This window comes from Bacillus sp. EB106-07-01-XG149 (assembly GCF_058791555.1).
On sequence record NZ_JBYTDP010000001.1, the window covers coordinates 126,456 to 142,880 of the forward strand.

16 protein-coding genes are annotated in these 16,425 nt (G+C 31.7%); 12 read left to right on the forward strand and 4 right to left on the reverse strand.

Annotated features, from left to right (window positions below):
* On the forward strand, positions 1-859 hold an 859-nt coding region (locus AC3WTA_RS00645), incomplete at its 5' end, for a BC_2427 family protein (RefSeq protein WP_492332777.1).
* Between the two features lie 296 nt (positions 860-1,155).
* Here the strand turns inward: AC3WTA_RS00645 and AC3WTA_RS00650 are convergent.
* A complete protein-coding gene (locus AC3WTA_RS00650) occupies positions 1,156-1,587 on the reverse strand; it encodes a GNAT family N-acetyltransferase (RefSeq protein WP_000027171.1) in 432 nt (143 codons plus the stop codon).
* A gap of 834 nt (positions 1,588-2,421) precedes the next feature.
* Between AC3WTA_RS00650 and AC3WTA_RS00655 the strand changes: the two genes are divergently transcribed.
* Positions 2,422-3,282, forward strand: coding sequence for a DegV family protein (locus tag AC3WTA_RS00655; RefSeq protein ID WP_000538283.1), 861 nt, complete (start codon positions 2,422-2,424; stop codon positions 3,280-3,282).
* 33 nt (positions 3,283-3,315) lie between these two features.
* On the opposite strand, the gene AC3WTA_RS00660 is transcribed toward AC3WTA_RS00655, so the two are convergent.
* A complete protein-coding gene (locus tag AC3WTA_RS00660; RefSeq protein ID WP_000357671.1) occupies positions 3,316-3,750 on the reverse strand; it encodes an Lrp/AsnC family transcriptional regulator in 435 nt (144 codons plus the stop codon).
* Between the two features lie 142 nt (positions 3,751-3,892).
* On the opposite strand from AC3WTA_RS00660, the gene AC3WTA_RS00665 reads away from it, so the two are divergent.
* The 6 genes from AC3WTA_RS00665 (at position 3,893) to AC3WTA_RS00690 (ending at position 10,446) form a co-directional block, all read left to right on the forward strand.
* The gene (locus AC3WTA_RS00665) at positions 3,893-5,161 is read left to right on the forward strand and encodes an APC family permease (protein WP_000064915.1); all 1,269 of its coding nucleotides are present in this window, start codon (positions 3,893-3,895) and stop codon (positions 5,159-5,161) included.
* A 116-nt stretch (positions 5,162-5,277) separates the two neighbouring features.
* The gene (locus AC3WTA_RS00670; RefSeq protein WP_001002154.1) at positions 5,278-6,867 is read left to right on the forward strand and encodes a M3 family metallopeptidase; all 1,590 of its coding nucleotides are present in this window, start codon (positions 5,278-5,280) and stop codon (positions 6,865-6,867) included.
* A gap of 30 nt (positions 6,868-6,897) precedes the next feature.
* Complete coding sequence (locus AC3WTA_RS00675) at positions 6,898-7,896, forward strand: phosphotransferase (RefSeq protein ID WP_000566843.1); 999 nt, start codon at positions 6,898-6,900, stop codon at positions 7,894-7,896.
* Positions 7,897-7,916: 20 nt separating this feature from the next.
* Positions 7,917-9,308, forward strand: coding sequence for a 5'-methylthioadenosine/adenosylhomocysteine nucleosidase (locus tag AC3WTA_RS00680; protein ID WP_001079700.1), 1,392 nt, complete (start codon positions 7,917-7,919; stop codon positions 9,306-9,308).
* Positions 9,309-9,389: 81 nt separating this feature from the next.
* A complete protein-coding gene (locus AC3WTA_RS00685) occupies positions 9,390-9,848 on the forward strand; it encodes a GNAT family N-acetyltransferase (protein WP_000659780.1) in 459 nt (152 codons plus the stop codon).
* 100 nt (positions 9,849-9,948) lie between these two features.
* Positions 9,949-10,446: a DinB family protein gene (locus AC3WTA_RS00690; RefSeq protein ID WP_000504416.1), complete on the forward strand. Its 498-nt coding sequence runs from the start codon at positions 9,949-9,951 to the stop codon at positions 10,444-10,446.
* Between the two features lie 45 nt (positions 10,447-10,491).
* Here AC3WTA_RS00690 and AC3WTA_RS00695 read toward each other — a convergent pair whose 3' ends face one another.
* Positions 10,492-10,908: a hypothetical protein gene (locus tag AC3WTA_RS00695; RefSeq protein ID WP_000591751.1), complete on the reverse strand. Its 417-nt coding sequence runs from the start codon at positions 10,906-10,908 to the stop codon at positions 10,492-10,494.
* 121 nt (positions 10,909-11,029) lie between these two features.
* Between AC3WTA_RS00695 and AC3WTA_RS00700 the strand changes: the two genes are divergently transcribed.
* The 3 genes from AC3WTA_RS00700 (at position 11,030) to AC3WTA_RS00710 (ending at position 15,053) form a co-directional block, all read left to right on the forward strand.
* Entirely contained in the window at positions 11,030-11,677 is a 648-nt protein-coding gene (locus AC3WTA_RS00700) for a response regulator transcription factor (RefSeq protein ID WP_000865982.1), read from the forward strand.
* The gene (locus tag AC3WTA_RS00705; RefSeq protein ID WP_001037283.1) at positions 11,670-13,046 is read left to right on the forward strand and encodes a sensor histidine kinase; all 1,377 of its coding nucleotides are present in this window, start codon (positions 11,670-11,672) and stop codon (positions 13,044-13,046) included. Before AC3WTA_RS00700 ends, AC3WTA_RS00705 begins: the two co-directional genes overlap by 8 nt.
* A gap of 201 nt (positions 13,047-13,247) precedes the next feature.
* The gene (locus tag AC3WTA_RS00710; RefSeq protein WP_000516708.1) at positions 13,248-15,053 is read left to right on the forward strand and encodes a Xaa-Pro dipeptidyl-peptidase; all 1,806 of its coding nucleotides are present in this window, start codon (positions 13,248-13,250) and stop codon (positions 15,051-15,053) included.
* A 62-nt stretch (positions 15,054-15,115) separates the two neighbouring features.
* On the opposite strand, the gene AC3WTA_RS00715 is transcribed toward AC3WTA_RS00710, so the two are convergent.
* Positions 15,116-15,397, reverse strand: coding sequence for a hypothetical protein (locus tag AC3WTA_RS00715; RefSeq protein WP_097860265.1), 282 nt, complete (start codon positions 15,395-15,397; stop codon positions 15,116-15,118).
* A 194-nt stretch (positions 15,398-15,591) separates the two neighbouring features.
* On the opposite strand from AC3WTA_RS00715, the gene AC3WTA_RS00720 reads away from it, so the two are divergent.
* Complete coding sequence (locus AC3WTA_RS00720; protein WP_000490930.1) at positions 15,592-16,356, forward strand: class I SAM-dependent methyltransferase; 765 nt, start codon at positions 15,592-15,594, stop codon at positions 16,354-16,356.
* Positions 16,357-16,425: the final 69 nt, after the last annotated feature.

A 16,425-nucleotide genomic window follows, 5' to 3' on the forward strand; every position in this document is an offset into this window, starting at 1 on the left:
AGTATCTGAAGTAAAGAAAGAAGAAGAAGTATCTGAAGTAAAGAAAGAAGAAGAAGTATCTGAAGTAAAGAAAGAAGAAGAAGTATCTGAAGTAAAGAAAGAAGAAGAAGTATCTGAAGTAAAGAAAGAAAATGCAACATCTGAATCACAATTAGAATCTTCAGTGCGTTCAATGGTAGTGAAAACACCATTTTCTATTATTTCTGAAGTGTCTAGTTTTAAAATATTTCCGAAAATAAACATAAAAAATCAAGAAGCGTTTGTTTTTCAAAATGAAAAAGATGTAGGTAAGCGTGAATTAGATTCTAAGTTATTAACTACAGTACAACAGTATCATTCGGAGGCTTATTGTGAAATAGTTTCTTTTAATCTTCATGAAAAGAGAGTGCTTATGGAATTATATAATAAAAAAGTTATAGGGAATATTGAAGAGAAAAAGGTAGAGACATCTTCATGGACCCCAATACATAGCATAGTATTAGAGGGTGAAAATGAAGGAGAAATAAATAATGTTATAACCGCCAAGCTACCAATAGAAATAGGAAAATATAAAGGTGAAATTATTTTACGAGAAAAAGTTGTATTTAAAGAAAAAGTCATAGGAATAAAAGAGGTGGAACAGGAGATTGTTTTGACAAAAACTGAATTCTTAGTGCCAAAAGTAATAAAAAATGGACAAAATACATTTACAGTTGAAAAAGGGAGCTTATTTGTAGAAGGCTATATTTATCAATGTATTGAATACATATCAGAACAAAGTACATTTCATAATAATGTGTATCAATTAATGCAAAATATTGTACTGGAATTAGTCGTTCAAGTAATACAAGAACAGGAAGTACAAGTACGAATGAAATAAAAATGAATATATTCTCTAAATGCTACAAATGGTTTTTCCTCAATAAATTCAGTGTAATATTTATGAATACTAATTTTTGCTAACGGGGATAGTTACTTTATTATATGAATCTATTTAGGTCTATGAAAAAATAAGTGCTAACATGTTTGAAAACAAACTTACTAACACTTATTAAAAACAGATATAAAATTTGGATTATATGTGGTTTAATTTAAGAATTTAATAAAAAACATTGATAATTACTTGTTATAAACTGATGTGTAAAATAAAGTGTATTCACTTCTTTTTTACAGGACTCACAATTTAAATAGTAATACATGTTTATCATAATTTTCTAAACACAAATTATATTTTTTTAGAATAATTGGATGGACAATTTCTTTCGTTGTATCAACATCAGTAAAGCCGTATGTTTTATAAAAACTCTCGAGTTCTTCAAAAGGAAGACAATATACGTTTTGTATTTCTAATGTTTTCGCAGTTTGTATTAAGAATGACACGAGCTTCTTAGCTAATTGTAGACCTCTAAATTTAGGAAGAATAAAAATCCCGCCCATTTCTATAGTATCTTCATCTATTTGGACTAATCGACCCACACCTGCATACTCGTTGTTGTATGTAATAATTGCAACTTTATCACTTTTTAAATCACTTCGTACAAATCCTATTGAATCATATTGATTATTAATCCATTCTAAATCGTTATATGTGGCCAATTGAATACTCATATACATCCTCCTTCGGAATATTAGCGCTATCTTCATTATATAAAACATAAGATGCTATATCAAAAGAACCTTGATATAGCACATTTATTTAAGTTATTAGTTGAAGGTATGGGTTTACTGGTATTGAAATGATGGCTTCACCAAACAGAGGATAATAATCTTGTGAATTTAGTGTTACATAGTCAAAATGAAAATTAGTTTATGCGTATAGAGATCATAGAGTTATTTTAATTAGCAGCTACTGTATTAATTGAAACTATTAAGGAAATGTGGTAATTGCCAGCCTGAGTGATACAAATCGTATTAAGATTTAGTCAAAAACTCCTCTTGAAATAGGGGAAAAGGAAGAGGGATTTAAATATAAGAGCACTTCGAAAAGTGCCCTTCAGTAATGACTACTCATTCTAAAAAGAAAGGATGCAATATATCATATGAAGTTAAGTGTATTTAATTATGGACCCTTTATATAAAAGTTTTATTTTATTCCAAATAAATAGGCGGTTGTTTCCGCAACCTCTTTTCAGTAAAACAAAGCACTACTTTATTGGATTTAGCTTTTAAATTTTAAACAGTATAAATTTGAAAAGATTATCCTAAATTAAATAATTTAAATGCAATTATGTAAAATTCCCATAAAATTATTTGTGTTATAGAAAAAATAACAATAAAAAAATGGTTAAAATGGAATGATTTTTAATAACAGTTCAAGTTTTGAAGAATAGTGCATACAATATAAAGTCTTTTCCTTTCTTCATTTAAGTTTTACGTATATAATTTAAAAGTACTATTTTTATTTTATATTTTTTATATTTATAACAGAATAGAGGTTTAAAAATGGGTGTTAAAATCATTACGGATAGTGCGGCGGATTTACCGGTAGAATTGCTGCAAGCATATGATATTGATTTAATTCCACTCCGTGTTTATGATGAAGCAGAAACAGAGTATTTAGATGGAGTTACATTAGAGTCAGTTACATTATTGCAAAACATGAGAGAAGGCGCTGTTTATAGAACGTCATTGCCTTCACTTGAAACTTTCCAAGAAAAATTTATTTCTTATGCAAAAGAAGGTAATCCTTGTATATATTTAGCTTTTTCATCTGAACTGTCTGGTACATATCAATCTTCAGTTGTTATTAAAGAAGAAGTGAAAGAAACATATGCTGATTTAGATTTAGAAATTATCGATACGAAATGTGCTTCGCTTGGTCAAGGGCTTGTCGTATTAGAAGCTGCTAAAATGGCAAAAGACGGCGCATCAAAGGAAGATATTTTAAAACGTGTTGATTTTCTAATGAACCATATGGAGCACATCTTCACTGTAGCTGATTTACAGTACCTTGTGAAAGGTGGACGTTTAAGTAAAGTAGCTGGTTTTATCGGTGGTTTACTAAATATTAAGCCAATCTTAAACGTGGAAGAAGGAAAGCTTGTACCACTTGAAAAAGTACGAGGGAAAAAGAAAGTACTTGGCCGAATTGTAGATATTATGGAAGAGCGCGGAAAAGACCTTAAAGGTCAAACAATCGCTATGACTCACGGTGATGACTTAGAAACAGCTGAGGCTTTAAAAACATTAATTACGGAAAGATTTGGTTGTGAAGTATTTATTGTAAATACAATTGGAGCAGCAATCGGTGCGCATACAGGACCTGGTGCGTTAACATTGTTCTTCTTAAATGAGGTAGAGTAAAGGATTGGTCTTTTGATCAATCCTTTTTTCTTATTAATCTGTAATAATCGGTCTATATGGTATCGGTGAAGATAATATCATCGAAGTTTTCACCGTGCCAAACGGAATAACGATATCAATTAATTCCTCTAATTCCTTCATAGAGTGAACTGCTACTTTTAAGTAATAGCTACTTTCACCTGTTACTCGATGACATTCGAGTATTCTATATTCTTCGTAGATTTTCTCCTCAAATTTTTTACAAGGAATCTTTAGATTTTCAATTCTTAAAAATGCTTGAATTGATTTTCCAACTGCATCTAATGATATCCGTGCGGTATATTTCTCAATTATTCCTGCATCTTGTAATCTCTTTAGTCTTTCGGTAACACTAGGGCGGCTGAGGTGTAAGTGCTCAGTCATTTCTGTAATTGTCATTCTGGCATCTTCTTGTAGCAATAGGGTTATTTTCTTGTCAATTTTATCCATGAATTATACTCCTTTGCAAAATTGAAAGTAAATTTCTTAAACAAATACATAATATAAAACCTTAAGTTAAATTACATACACTTTTGCATATTGAATAGACTGATAACTCTCTATAATTAAAATATAAATGGAGGTGCTTGTAATGTCTAATCATTTTAATGAAACTATTTCTATTAAAAGGGGAACAGCCTTATACGTCGGAGCGGTTTTAGGATCGGGAATTCTTATATTACCTGGTATGACAGCGAGTATAGCAGAAGGGAATGCGATTGTTTCTTGGCTTGTTATGATATCCCTTAGTATTCCACTTGCATTCACATTCGCTTTTTTATCGATTGAGCATCCAAATACGGGTGGAATTGCTACTTTTTCAGAAAAAGCTTTCGGTAAAAATATTGGTGCTATTATAGGTTGGTGTTTTTTTATTGCGGGTAGCGTTGGGCAAATCGTTGTCTCAATGACTGGTGGAATGTATATAGTGAAAGTGTTTGCTTTATCATCATATTTTTCTTATGTTATAGCGTTTATTATTTTAAGTATTTCAATAGGTTTCAATTTATACGGGTTAAAAATGAGTGGATTGTTTCAAATATGTATTGGTGTATTAACGTTCTTTATTTTAATCGTAACAATTATTAGTGCACTACCTTATATTGAAATGAAAAATATAAATGTACATATTTCTATGCAAGAAATAAATCCGATTTTAGATGCATCTTTATTAATTTTTTGGTCTTTTTTCGGCTGGGAAGCCATTGCAAGTTTGGCTCCAGAATTTAAAACACCTAGAAAAAGAAATATTATTTTATCTACGGGATTTGCGATCGTTATTATTGGAGTTTTATATATTGGTATTGCATTATCAGTAATTGGAACGAAATCTTATCATATAAATACTGATAATACGACAGCTCTCGTGCTTGTAATCAAGCAAACATTAGGCGGCAAATTTTCATGGATAATTGGATTTGTAGCTTTTATCATTTGTTTAGGGACGACAAATGCATTTATCGCAAGTATGGGGCGCCTAGGTTATTCACTAGGAAAAGAAGAAGTTGCACCGCGCTATTTAGCACATATTAATAAAAAAAGAGAAACACCAACAAATGCAGTAAAAGTTGTAGGTTGTATTGCAATAATAGGTTTGTTAATAAGTTTCGTTTTCCATATTAGTATAGATAAAATTGTTTTAATACCGAATTCGTTAGGGATTGTTACATACATAGTAGGTACTGCTTCTGGAATGAAATTAATAAAGAATAGGTTAGGTAAAATTTTTTCTATAGTAGCTTTTACATGTTGTATAGTAGTTTATCCTTTTATTGGAGGAGTAATACTGATTCCAGTAGCCGTAGCATTAATATGTTTATGTTATGTGCGTTTCAGTAGCAGAAGAAAAGAATATAAATAAGAATGTGTTTGTATAAATCGAAATATTTAAAGATATTAAAATTTTTACATTTCGTTTATAATTGTGTGGGGAGAAACATCTGTAACTATTTGTAAAAATAGGAGGCGGCTATAAAAGTGAATGAAATTGCTAAGTGGGATTTAGATCGATTGTATCCGATTGAGAATATTTTAACTCCAATATTGGGGCTGAAAGAACAATATTATGCGACAAAAGATGTAGCGATTCTTTCAAAACTTATACAAGCTATTGAAAAAGCAGAATACTTTTTGTATTGCCGATCAGCTGAAGAAAGTGTTTCATCTGATCTTACCATATTGACTGCTACAGTAAAAAATCTGAAAAGAGAAGTGCAGCAAGTAATACAAAAAAGTGAAGTGGAAACTTCCGATAATATTAATACTAGGTTAATAAAAGATGAACTTAACGCATGGGAAAATATGTACATACAATTAAGGAATAAAATAGAAATAGAGCACGATAATAAGCACTTATCATTTGGCCAAGCAAATAATATTGCAATGAATAGTGATAATGAAAAGGAAAGATTAGAAGTATTCGAGTTATTAACAAGTGCCTTACATAAGGAAAAAGAAATCTTCGCTACTGTCTTAAATCAATTAGGGAGATTACGCAATACAAAGAGTAATGAATTAGAAGATAGAGTGATTTTAACTCAATCTCTACATGCGAATGGTATTTCTGAAACTGTATTATTACAAATGTGGAATGCGACAGAAGAAAATCTTGATACATTAGTAAGTGCTTTAAACGTGTATAAGAAGGGGGAATCTTCAATTACATGGCATGAACTTATGACAGTAAAAGAAAATAATGAGGTTAATATCCCTTTTTCAGTAGCACTTCAAAGCATATACGATGCGTTTGAAAATATAGATAAAGAATTAGCAGAATTTGCACGGAATGCAATAGAGAATGGATGGGTAGATGCGGAACCGAGAGAGAATAAACCACCAGGTGGCTTTTGTGCTCCTTTCTTCGGTGAAAAAGAATCACGGATCTCTATGCGTTATGACGGAAGTATTGATAGTGTAAGAGTACTTGCACACGAACTAGGACATGCTTGGCACTTTTATAATATGAGTTTTGAGCAATCTACTTCTTTTTTAGATGATTATTTGCCAATGAGTACGGCTGAATCGGCGTCTATATTCTTTGAAACCGTGCTTATAAACTATCTAATTCAAACAACAGATAGTATAGATATGAAAAAGTCATTGCTTAGTTGGAAAATAAGAAACTGTTTTAATTATGTAATGGCAATTCGAGCATCATTTGAATTTGAGAAGAATTTTTATGAAAAATGTAAAGAAGGTCCTTTAAGTGCTGATGAAATCGAGAAATTATCTATAGTAGCGCAAGAAAAAGCATACGGGAATGCATTATTAGAATATCAGCCGTTTGTTTGGATGAAATATGTTCAGTTTTATATAGCAGATTTTCCTTTTTATAATTATCCATACACATTTGGCTATTTAGCTAGTTTTAGTTTATTAGAAATAGCTCAAGAAAGTAAAAGTACTTTTCATTCGAAATATAAGGAGTTTTTACGAGAAACAGGAAAAGCTTCAGTGGAAGAGCTTATGAAAAAACATTTTGAAATAGATATAACAAGCTATTCGTTCTGGAATAAAGCTTTTAGACAAATTTCTAAAGATGTTGATGAATATTTGCAATTGATGTAAGGAACGCCACGTAAAGGAAGGATAAGTAAGATGATTGATCCATTATGTAATAAAAAAGCTGCAATGATTTTTCAAGAGCTGAAGGTGGAGTGTGAATTTTTATTTAAGTTTAAAATTCGAAATGCAATACCTATTCATCGTGGTTGGCTAAATTTAAAGTGGAAACTCGAAACGGATGCAGGATCTTTTGTATTAAAGCAATATAATAAAGAACGATACAAAATGTATAACCCAGAAATTTTACTACAAGCATTACAACAACAGCAAAGATTACATAATAATGGTGTAAGTTGTCCAAAGCTCCTAACTTATAAAAATAATGTAATGCATACATCAAAAAATAATGAAAGATTTATAGTTTTAGAACATAAAGAAGGTAATCTAATTTCACCAGGAAAATTGAATGAAAAGGAAATCTACTCTCTTGGTAAGACAATAGGTCAAATGCATGATTTGTTAAATGATGGCTCTTTAATAGAAGGAGAAAAACCTAAATTTGTTCCGCCTACTAAAGAGGAAAGGTTGAAACATTGGGAAGATAAAAGGAGAGAAGCAGAACAGCTAGGAAAAGAACATATTCTCTACCATATAAAATTACAGCAAGAAGCAACACAATTAGTAAATATAGGTCAATTTTATAGTAGTAAAAGAGGATGGGTGCACCGTGATCTATGGGTAGATAATTTCTTATTCCATAACAATGAAGTCTCAGCAATTCTAGATTTTGATCGTATGGATTATGATTATGTAGAGTTGGATATTGGGCGTGCGATTATATCTTGTGCCTTACATGATGGAGTATTAAATAAGAGTCTAGTTGCATCATTTTTAGCGGGATACCGTAATAAATTAGACTTTCCAGTAGGGAGTATTGTTCGGACAATTCAAATGCTTTGGTATATGGAGAGTACATGGTGGATTCATGCCAACATGGATCAGCATAGTGTACCACCTTCACGCTTTGCGGATGAAATGAATTGGATAGCTGAAAATTACGGTGCCTTACATAATATATTGGCAGATTTATAAGAAAAAAGGAGACTACATTCATGAACAGAATCGGCATTATCGGAGCAATGCAAATTGAAATAGACTTACTTTTAGAAAAACTAGCTATACAAGAGGAACAGACGATTGCGGGAATGCCTTTTTACATTGGCGAATTCATGGGAACTGAAGTGATTATTACAAGATGTGGTGTAGGAAAAGTAAATGCAGCCGCATGTACGCAAATATTAATTCATAAATTTGATGTAGATGCTATCATCAATACGGGTGTTGCTGGTGGGTTACATCCAGATGTAAAAGTTGGTGATATCGTTATTTCAACGGATGTTACCCATCATGATGTAAGTAAAACTCAAATGAAAAACTTATTCCCGTTCCAAGAAGAATTTATCGCAAGTAAGAAATTAATAGAGTTAGCAAGTACAGCATGCAATAGTAGTAGTTTACATATGGAGATTCATGAAGGAAGAATCGTCAGCGGTGAATGTTTTGTTGAAGACTCAAAACTAAAAGCGAAATTAATAGACGAATATGCACCGCTTTGTACAGAAATGGAAGGTGCAGCAATTGGACATGTTGCCTACATAAATGATATACCGTTTCTCGTTATACGATGTATTTCTGACAGTGCAGACGATGAAGCGCAAGTTTCCTATGATGACTTCGCGAAAACTGCCGCAAATTATTGTTCAGAAATTATCGTGGAGATGCTGAAAAATATATCGAGTAATACTTATAGTTCAAAAGGAGAGAATGGAATGTTACATGCATTAATTTTTGATATGGACGGAACGTTATTTCAAACAGATAAAATTTTAGAATTATCGTTAGATGATACATTTGATCACTTAAGATCACTACAATTATGGGATACGGTAACGCCTATTGATAAATACCGTGAAATTATGGGTGTGCCTTTACCGAAAGTTTGGGAAGCTTTATTACCGAATCATTCTCTTGAAGTAAGAGAACAAACTGATGCATATTTTTTAGAAAGATTAATTGAAAACATTAAGAGCGGAAAAGGTGCTTTATATCCGAACGTAAAAGAAGTTTTTACATACATAAAAAAAAATAATTGTTCAATATATATTGCTAGTAATGGTTTAACTGAATATTTACGAGCGATCGTATATTATTATTCTTTAGACCAGTGGGTTACTGAAACATTTAGTATTGAACAAATAAACTCTCTTAATAAAAGTGACTTAGTAAAAAGTATTTTGAACAAATATGAGATAAAAGAAGCAGCGGTAGTTGGGGACCGTTTATCTGATATAAACGCAGCTAAAGATAATGGCTTGATTGCGATTGGATGTAATTTTGATTTTGCACAAGAAGATGAACTTGCTCAGGCAGATATAGTAATAGATGATTTAATGGAGTTAAAGGGAATATTGTCTGAAGTGAAGAATACGCACGCTACGAGTTGAATAAGGTAACAATCATAAAAATGCTCAGAATAAATGATTCTAGAGCATTTTTATGTATTTTCAAATTAAGGGGGAAATCACTTGAAAGAAAAGCATATTCAACAAATTGAAGATTTAATGATATACGAACACGATTATCTTGTTCAAGAAAGCAAAGAAGAAGGATTTAATTTCTTAATAAAACTAAAAAGTGAATATGAAAATAAAATAAACATATTTAATAAAACTGGAGAATGTTTATATGGTATTTTTCAAGGGGAAAAGTTAATTGGAATAGGAGGATTAAACGAAGACCCATACTCAGAAAATAATAAGATTGGTAGGGTAAGGAGATTTTATATTGTAAAAGAATACCGAAGGAAAGGATTAGGGAGGTTATTATTAGTGAGAATTATAAGCGATGCGAAAAAACATTTTAATATAGTTGTTTTAAATACAGATACAGTACAGGGGGACAAATTTTATACTTCGAGTGGATTTGTGAAAGGGATAAAATTTGTGGGAGCGAGCCATTATTTGAACTTACATAAAAGGATGTAGTGAATTAATATTTATCCCTCTAACAGAACTTTTGTTCGTTTTTTGTATAGAGTGATGGTATAATTTATTAGAATCTATTATTAGAATGGGGAATTGGATAATGGGGGAGAATAAGATTATTAATGATTTTAATGAATATTCAATTTGGTTAAATACATTGAAAGGTATGAAAAAGGAATTGTGGGTGGCTCCAATATCAGAGGGGAAATGGACTATTAGCGAGATCATATCACATATTATGAATTGGGATGACTATCTTTTACGTGAGACATTATCATCAGTGAGAAATGGACAGGGAATGGAGTTCCCTGATTTTGATACATATAATAAACTAGCATCTAATTATGCTAAATCAGGTATATCTAAGGTGAAACTTCTTGAAGAAGCAAAAGCTAAAAGAGAGTTACTCGTAAAAGAACTTAAATTACTGCCTGATGAAAATCTAAAGAAACCTTTAACAGCCAATGGGGTATCACACTGTCCTCATACTGGAACGCCGTATTCTCTTATATATATAATTAAAGAATTTATAGATCATGATAACCATCATAAAAGACAGGTTATTCATTTTTTAAATGAAAATGTAGTTGCTAACTGATAAATAAAAGATCCCGCAAATGATATTTGTGGGATCTTTCTTACATTATAATTTAACATTCATTTGTTTCAATAATCCCTTCGGATCACCTTTCACATAATAAAAATGCGGATTGTTTTCATCATCGTAAAGCATAATATAAGGCTTTTGATTAAGCGGGAGAAGAATAAGTACTTCATCAATTGTTGTATGTAACCATTGATTTGTAATAGAAACTGGTTTAGATAAAGGGATTTTTATCATGTGACCATCTTTTGGAACGACGTTTAAGTTTTTGAATGGGCCAGTAATCGATTTAGCATATTGAACAGCTTCTTTTTGAATAGCTGGATCTAAAGATTGTTTTTGAACGACCATTTCTTTTTGACAATCAAACACTTCAATTTGTTGATTTGTATTTGCGAACACATTTGTTGATAATAAGAAACAAAGAAGAGTAATGAACCCAATTTTTTTAATCATAGTACAACACCTCGTCTTTACTATACCCTTAAAAAGTTTAAATATTTTTCTGTCACATTTATGTAACAAAGAAGTTGTATAATACAATTGGTTTTTGTTTAATAGCAATGGAGGATAATGTATGAAAGTATTAATAGCAGATGATGAACAAGATATGTTAAGGATTTTAAAAGCTTATTTCGAGAAAGAAGGCTTCGAAGTTTTATTAGCGAAAGATGGAGAAGAAGCACTTCAAATATTTTATGATGAAAAAATTGATTTAGCTATTTTAGACTGGATGATGCCGAAACATAGTGGTATTACTGTTTGTCAGGAAATAAAAAGGAACTCAAGCGTTAAAGTATTAATGCTTACGGCGAAAAGTGAAAGCGAAGACGAATTAGCGGCGCTTCAAAGTGGTGCAGATGAGTACGTAAAAAAACCATTTCATCCAGGTATATTAATAACTAGAGCGAAAAAGCTTATACAGCATAATGATGTCATTCAAGTTCAAGATTTGAAAATAGACTTCACTAAAAATAAAGTTTATAAAAATGACAAAGAGTTAGATATTACAAAAACAGAGCTAGAATTAATAAAGTGTTTTTTAAATCATAAAGGCATGATTTTAACTCGTAAAAAATTGTTAGATATCGTATGGGGATTTGACTATTTTGGAGAAGAGCGAACTGTTGATACACATGTAAGAAGATTACGTAAAAAAGTAGGAGAAAATATTATAAAGACGCATCGTGGTTTAGGATATAGTTTGGAGGAGCAGAGTGAATAAACTTGGAAAAAAGCTATTTCTCAGCATTTCTTTAACTGTTATTCTTATTTTTACAATCTCTTTATTATTAATTAACTATCTTTTACCGAAATATAATATTTACAAAACACGAGAAAGTTTAGAAGGTATTACAGCACAAATACAGTCCATACCGAGCAAACAACTGGATGAAGCAATTACTAGTATTGAAAATAAAGGAAATGTTACGATTGCGTATACATCAATTAACAATTCGGAAGATCAAATTAATGATGAGTTACGTATGCAACTTACAAGGAAAAGGGTTGCCCTTAATAAACTTTGGATTACAAAAGAAGAAGTAATGAAAGTAAAGAACTTTGGGCAAGCGAATAAAATATATGATCAAGAAAAGATTAAATCTAGTTTTTTTGTGAAATACATTGCCAAAGACGATATGTTGATTTTAGTAGGAGTTTCGATCGCACATTCTAATGACGTAATAAAAACGTTAAATTCATTTTATTTTTACATTTTTGGCATTACGATTTTTCTCATTATCGTACTTGTATGGATACTTTCAACAACAATCACCAGACCATTGAAAGAATTAAGTAATGTTGCAGAAGATATTTCAAATTTGAAATTTGAACGAGCGAAAGTGAAAACAAATGATGAAATAGGGGACTTAGCTAATAGTATTAATATCATGAGTGAAAAACTAAATGAAGCCCATGAAGATTTAACAGATCGAAATGAACATTTAAAACGATTTATGGGTGATGTGACGCATGAATTAAAAACTCCAATCGCATTAGTGAAAGCATATTCTATGGGAATAAAAGATGGTTTAGATGATGGTACATACATAGATACAATCATAAAACAAACTGATCACATCTCAAACCTAATTGAAGAGTTATTACGATTTTCTAAACTAGAAAGAGATGTTTTAGAAAAAGAAGAATTCGATATTAAATCACTAGTCCAAAGTATATTAGATAAGCATAAGATTGAACTGGAATCGAAAGAAATCAATTTGCAAGTGAACTATAATGTTAGCGATGCAGTTGTTAATGCTGATGTAAATAAAATGAAAATGGTCTTTCAAAATTTAATATCTAATGCGATAAAATATACAGCAAATCAAAATATAAAAATTACTTTAGAAGATCGACATAAAAATATATATTTTCAAATTCAAAATGGTATGAATGCTGAACAAATGAAAGATATCGATAAAATTTGGGAACCTTTTTACGTCCTAGAATCTTCTCGTAGTAAAGATCATTCTGGTACAGGACTAGGTTTAGCGATAGTGAAAAGTATTTTAGAAAGACATGGTTTTGATTATGGAGTCTCTACAATAGAGGGAGATATAAGATTTTATATTAATATGAAGAATGACTAATTCGAAACTATAAAAAACATCGTCTATTATTAGACGATGTTTTTTTATGATAATATGAGAGCAGTAAATCAGAATATATAACCTCGAAAGCTCGTTTGAAGAGTGTTCTACAAATTTTTCAAGTTATTGCATGGGATATAAACTGAATTTTCTGTGATTTTGTTGTATAGTAAAAGGAGACATATATGGGGAGGAAAAAGTATGGGGAAAAAGAAAATAGCAATTACATTATCAACAATCTTATCTTTATCAGTCACATCAGGAGTTTCTAGTATGACTGCGTATGCAGACAATAAAGAAACAAACTACATAAATGAGAATGATGTGAAGTTAAATGGGAAAGTTTCAGAAGGGGTACAATCAGTACAATCAAATACGAAGATCGAATTAGAAAATGGGATGACAAAACCGATTTACTCGCTTGATGAAGCAATTATCGAAAATCTATTTGTAGAGACGGAAGTTGATAGTGATCGAGATGGAAAAAAGGATCGTGTATCAGTAAAAGTTATGCGTCCAAAAACTGATTCGAATGTGAAAGTTCCCGTTATTTATGAAATGAGTCCATATCGATCTGGCTTAAAAGATGTTCCTGTATATAATGTAGATGAAGAATTGTATGCGTATGAAGGGAAACCGTATGGAGCTGTTAATCTTGGTTCATACGGAAATTATTATGTGCCAAGAGGCTATGCAGTCATTTTAGGTGAAAGTATAGGAACTGGAAAATCAGACGGATGTCCAACTACTGGGGATGAGCAAGAAATATTAGGGACGAAATCTGTCATTGATTGGGTAAATGGGCGTGCGAAAGCATATACAGAAAATGGTGAGGAAGTTAAGGCTAATTGGTCAACAGGAAATGTAGGGATGACAGGAGTATCTTATAATGGTACGTTACCAAATGCTGTTGCGACGACTGGTGTTGAAGGGTTAAAAACAATTATTCCAATCGCAGCGATTAGTAGTTGGTATGATTATTATCGTGCAAATGGTGCAGTCATTGCGCCAGGTGGATACCAAGGAGAAGATACAGATAATATGGCCGAAGCAGTACTAACAAGAGAAAACCCTGAAGTTTGCGGACAAGTAATAAAAGAGTTAACAGCTGGACAAGACCGAAAAACTGGTAATTATAATGATTTTTGGGATAAACGTAATTATGTAAAAGGTGCTAAAAATGTAAAAGCAAGCGTATTTGTTGTTCATGGTTTAAATGATTGGAATGTAAAGACGAAGCAGTTCGCGCAATGGTGGGATGCACTTGGAGAAAATAATGTTCCTCGTAAAATGTGGTTACATCAAGGTGGACATGGTGGAACATCAACGAATGACTGGCAAAGAACACAAAATAAATGGCTCGATTATTGGTTGTATGGAATTGAAAATGGAATTATGAATGAACCAATGGTTGATGTTCAACGTGAAAATAAAACTTGGGATAAAATAAAAAATTGGCCGGATCCAGCAGCTGTACCGTCAAAAGTTCGTATGTATTTAAGTAACAAAGCAGTTAATTTTCCATTAAGTATGGGCTCTGCAAATAAAGTTTTCTCATTCGTAGATGACGCAAAAATGAAATCAAATCAATTAATAGCAAACCCAGAATTAGAAGTAGCCAATCGATTAGTGTATACAATGCCTGTACTTCAAAAAGATACGCGTATAAGCGGTACACCAAAGATTTCAATTACAGGAAATATTGATCGATCTGTATCAAATTTAACTGCTTTACTTGTTGATTATGGTGGAGCAAAGCCGGAAATTGTAACGAGAGGCTGGATGGATCCACAAAACTTAAAGAGTATAGAAAATTCAACAGCGATTCAACCGGGCAAAGATTATACATTTACATGGGATATGCAGCCTGATGATTATGTATTTAAAGCGGGGCATCAAATAGGGGTCATTTTAATCGCTAGTGACTATGATTATACAATTAGACCGAAAGCGGGCACAAAGCTTACAGTAAAATTAAGTGAAGTAACATTGCCGATTGTGAAATAAATAGTTATGAATAAAGAGCTTACTGCATAGTAAGCTCTTTAAACTTTGAAATGGGGAGTTTATTATGAATTTTTATTAGTAGATACAAAAATGCTTACAACAAATAAAAAAATTGCATTCATGATCAATAGACCACTAAAGGTAAGCCCAGCAAAACCTCCAGTGAATCCATCTCCTACTTTTTCACCAATTACGTGCAAAGTGGCGAAGAAAACAACAGGAGAAGAAAGTATGAAAATACCACTGGCTATTTTCCATATCCGTTTATATTTCTTTGCTATAAAGAAAATCAGTGTATTAAAAGTGATAAGAAGAAAAATAAATCCAATTAATGAATTCATCATATCCTCTTTTCAATATAATTCTGAATTTTCGTATGTTCATTTTGAATGGAATATTATACAATATAATTATATTGTATGGAAAGCGAGCGATATATTATGACAGTCAGCTCTTTCGAATTTTTATTAAAAATAAAGGTACAGGAAGATTAATTGAGTTAAAATCTTCCGTACGTATAAAACGGAGGAGAAAATAAATGTTTAGTTTTTATAGTACACTTTGCACGGAACTTTATGATTACACAAAGCCTGTCGGGTATTCTTTAAATGGTGATATTGAGTATTACCAAGAACGTTTAAAAAATGGTAGAGGAAGAATTCTCGAAGCGGCAGTAGGATCAGGGCGTGTTATCATCCCACTTCTTGAAGCTGGTTTTAAAGTGGATGGGATTGACTATTCACCTGAAATGCTAGAATCGTGCCGTATACGATGTAATGAGAGAGGCTTACATCCTCATTTGTATGAAGGAAGTTTACAACAATTTTCACTGCCGCATAAATATGAGGCAATTATCATTCCTACTGGATCCTTTTGTTTAATTGAAAATCGTGCGGATTCTATAAACGCATTGAAATGTTTTTATGAACATCTTAATCCAGGCGGGCGTTTAATCGTAGATATTATGCTTCCGCATGACTGGAAGACTGGAGAGGTTCATACATCGACCTTTTCTTTGCCAAGCGGAGACGGAATTACATTAGAAAATAAATCAATTGAAATAGATTGGTTGAACCAAGTTACTCTATCATATTTAAAATATGAAAAATGGAGTAAGGGACAGTTAGTACAATCAGAACTGCAACGCTTTGCGGTGCGCTGGTATGGAATAGACGAGTTTAAAATTCTGTTAGAAAGTATAGGTTTCTCTAACATTACTTGTTCGGCTGACTATGTTTATGAAAATGAACCGTCAAATGCAAATCAAATGTTTACTTTTGAAGCTATGCGAAACGAAAAATAAAGAACTATCTATGATAACAAGGCAGTCGATATAGTATCGATTGTCTTGTTTCAATTGTATAGTACCTAT

What these genes read in the sequence shown, in the direction of transcription:
- AC3WTA_RS00720 (WP_000490930.1), top strand. Translation starts at nt 15,592, where the DNA reads ATGTTTAGTTTTTATAGTACACTTTGCACGGAACTTTATGATTACACA.
- AC3WTA_RS00700 (WP_000865982.1), top strand. Translation starts at nt 11,030, where the DNA reads ATGAAAGTATTAATAGCAGATGATGAACAAGATATGTTAAGGATTTTA.
- AC3WTA_RS00660 (WP_000357671.1), bottom strand. Translation starts at nt 3,750, where the DNA reads ATGGATAAAATTGACAAGAAAATAACCCTATTGCTACAAGAAGATGCC.
- AC3WTA_RS00710 (WP_000516708.1), top strand. Translation starts at nt 13,248, where the DNA reads ATGGGGAAAAAGAAAATAGCAATTACATTATCAACAATCTTATCTTTA.
- AC3WTA_RS00650 (WP_000027171.1), bottom strand. Translation starts at nt 1,587, where the DNA reads ATGAGTATTCAATTGGCCACATATAACGATTTAGAATGGATTAATAAT.
- AC3WTA_RS00675 (WP_000566843.1), top strand. Translation starts at nt 6,898, where the DNA reads ATGATTGATCCATTATGTAATAAAAAAGCTGCAATGATTTTTCAAGAG.
- AC3WTA_RS00665 (WP_000064915.1), top strand. Translation starts at nt 3,893, where the DNA reads ATGTCTAATCATTTTAATGAAACTATTTCTATTAAAAGGGGAACAGCC.
- AC3WTA_RS00655 (WP_000538283.1), top strand. Translation starts at nt 2,422, where the DNA reads ATGGGTGTTAAAATCATTACGGATAGTGCGGCGGATTTACCGGTAGAA.
- AC3WTA_RS00715 (WP_097860265.1), bottom strand. Translation starts at nt 15,397, where the DNA reads ATGATGAATTCATTAATTGGATTTATTTTTCTTCTTATCACTTTTAAT.
- AC3WTA_RS00690 (WP_000504416.1), top strand. Translation starts at nt 9,949, where the DNA reads ATGGGGGAGAATAAGATTATTAATGATTTTAATGAATATTCAATTTGG.
- AC3WTA_RS00680 (WP_001079700.1), top strand. Translation starts at nt 7,917, where the DNA reads ATGAACAGAATCGGCATTATCGGAGCAATGCAAATTGAAATAGACTTA.
- AC3WTA_RS00695 (WP_000591751.1), bottom strand. Translation starts at nt 10,908, where the DNA reads ATGATTAAAAAAATTGGGTTCATTACTCTTCTTTGTTTCTTATTATCA.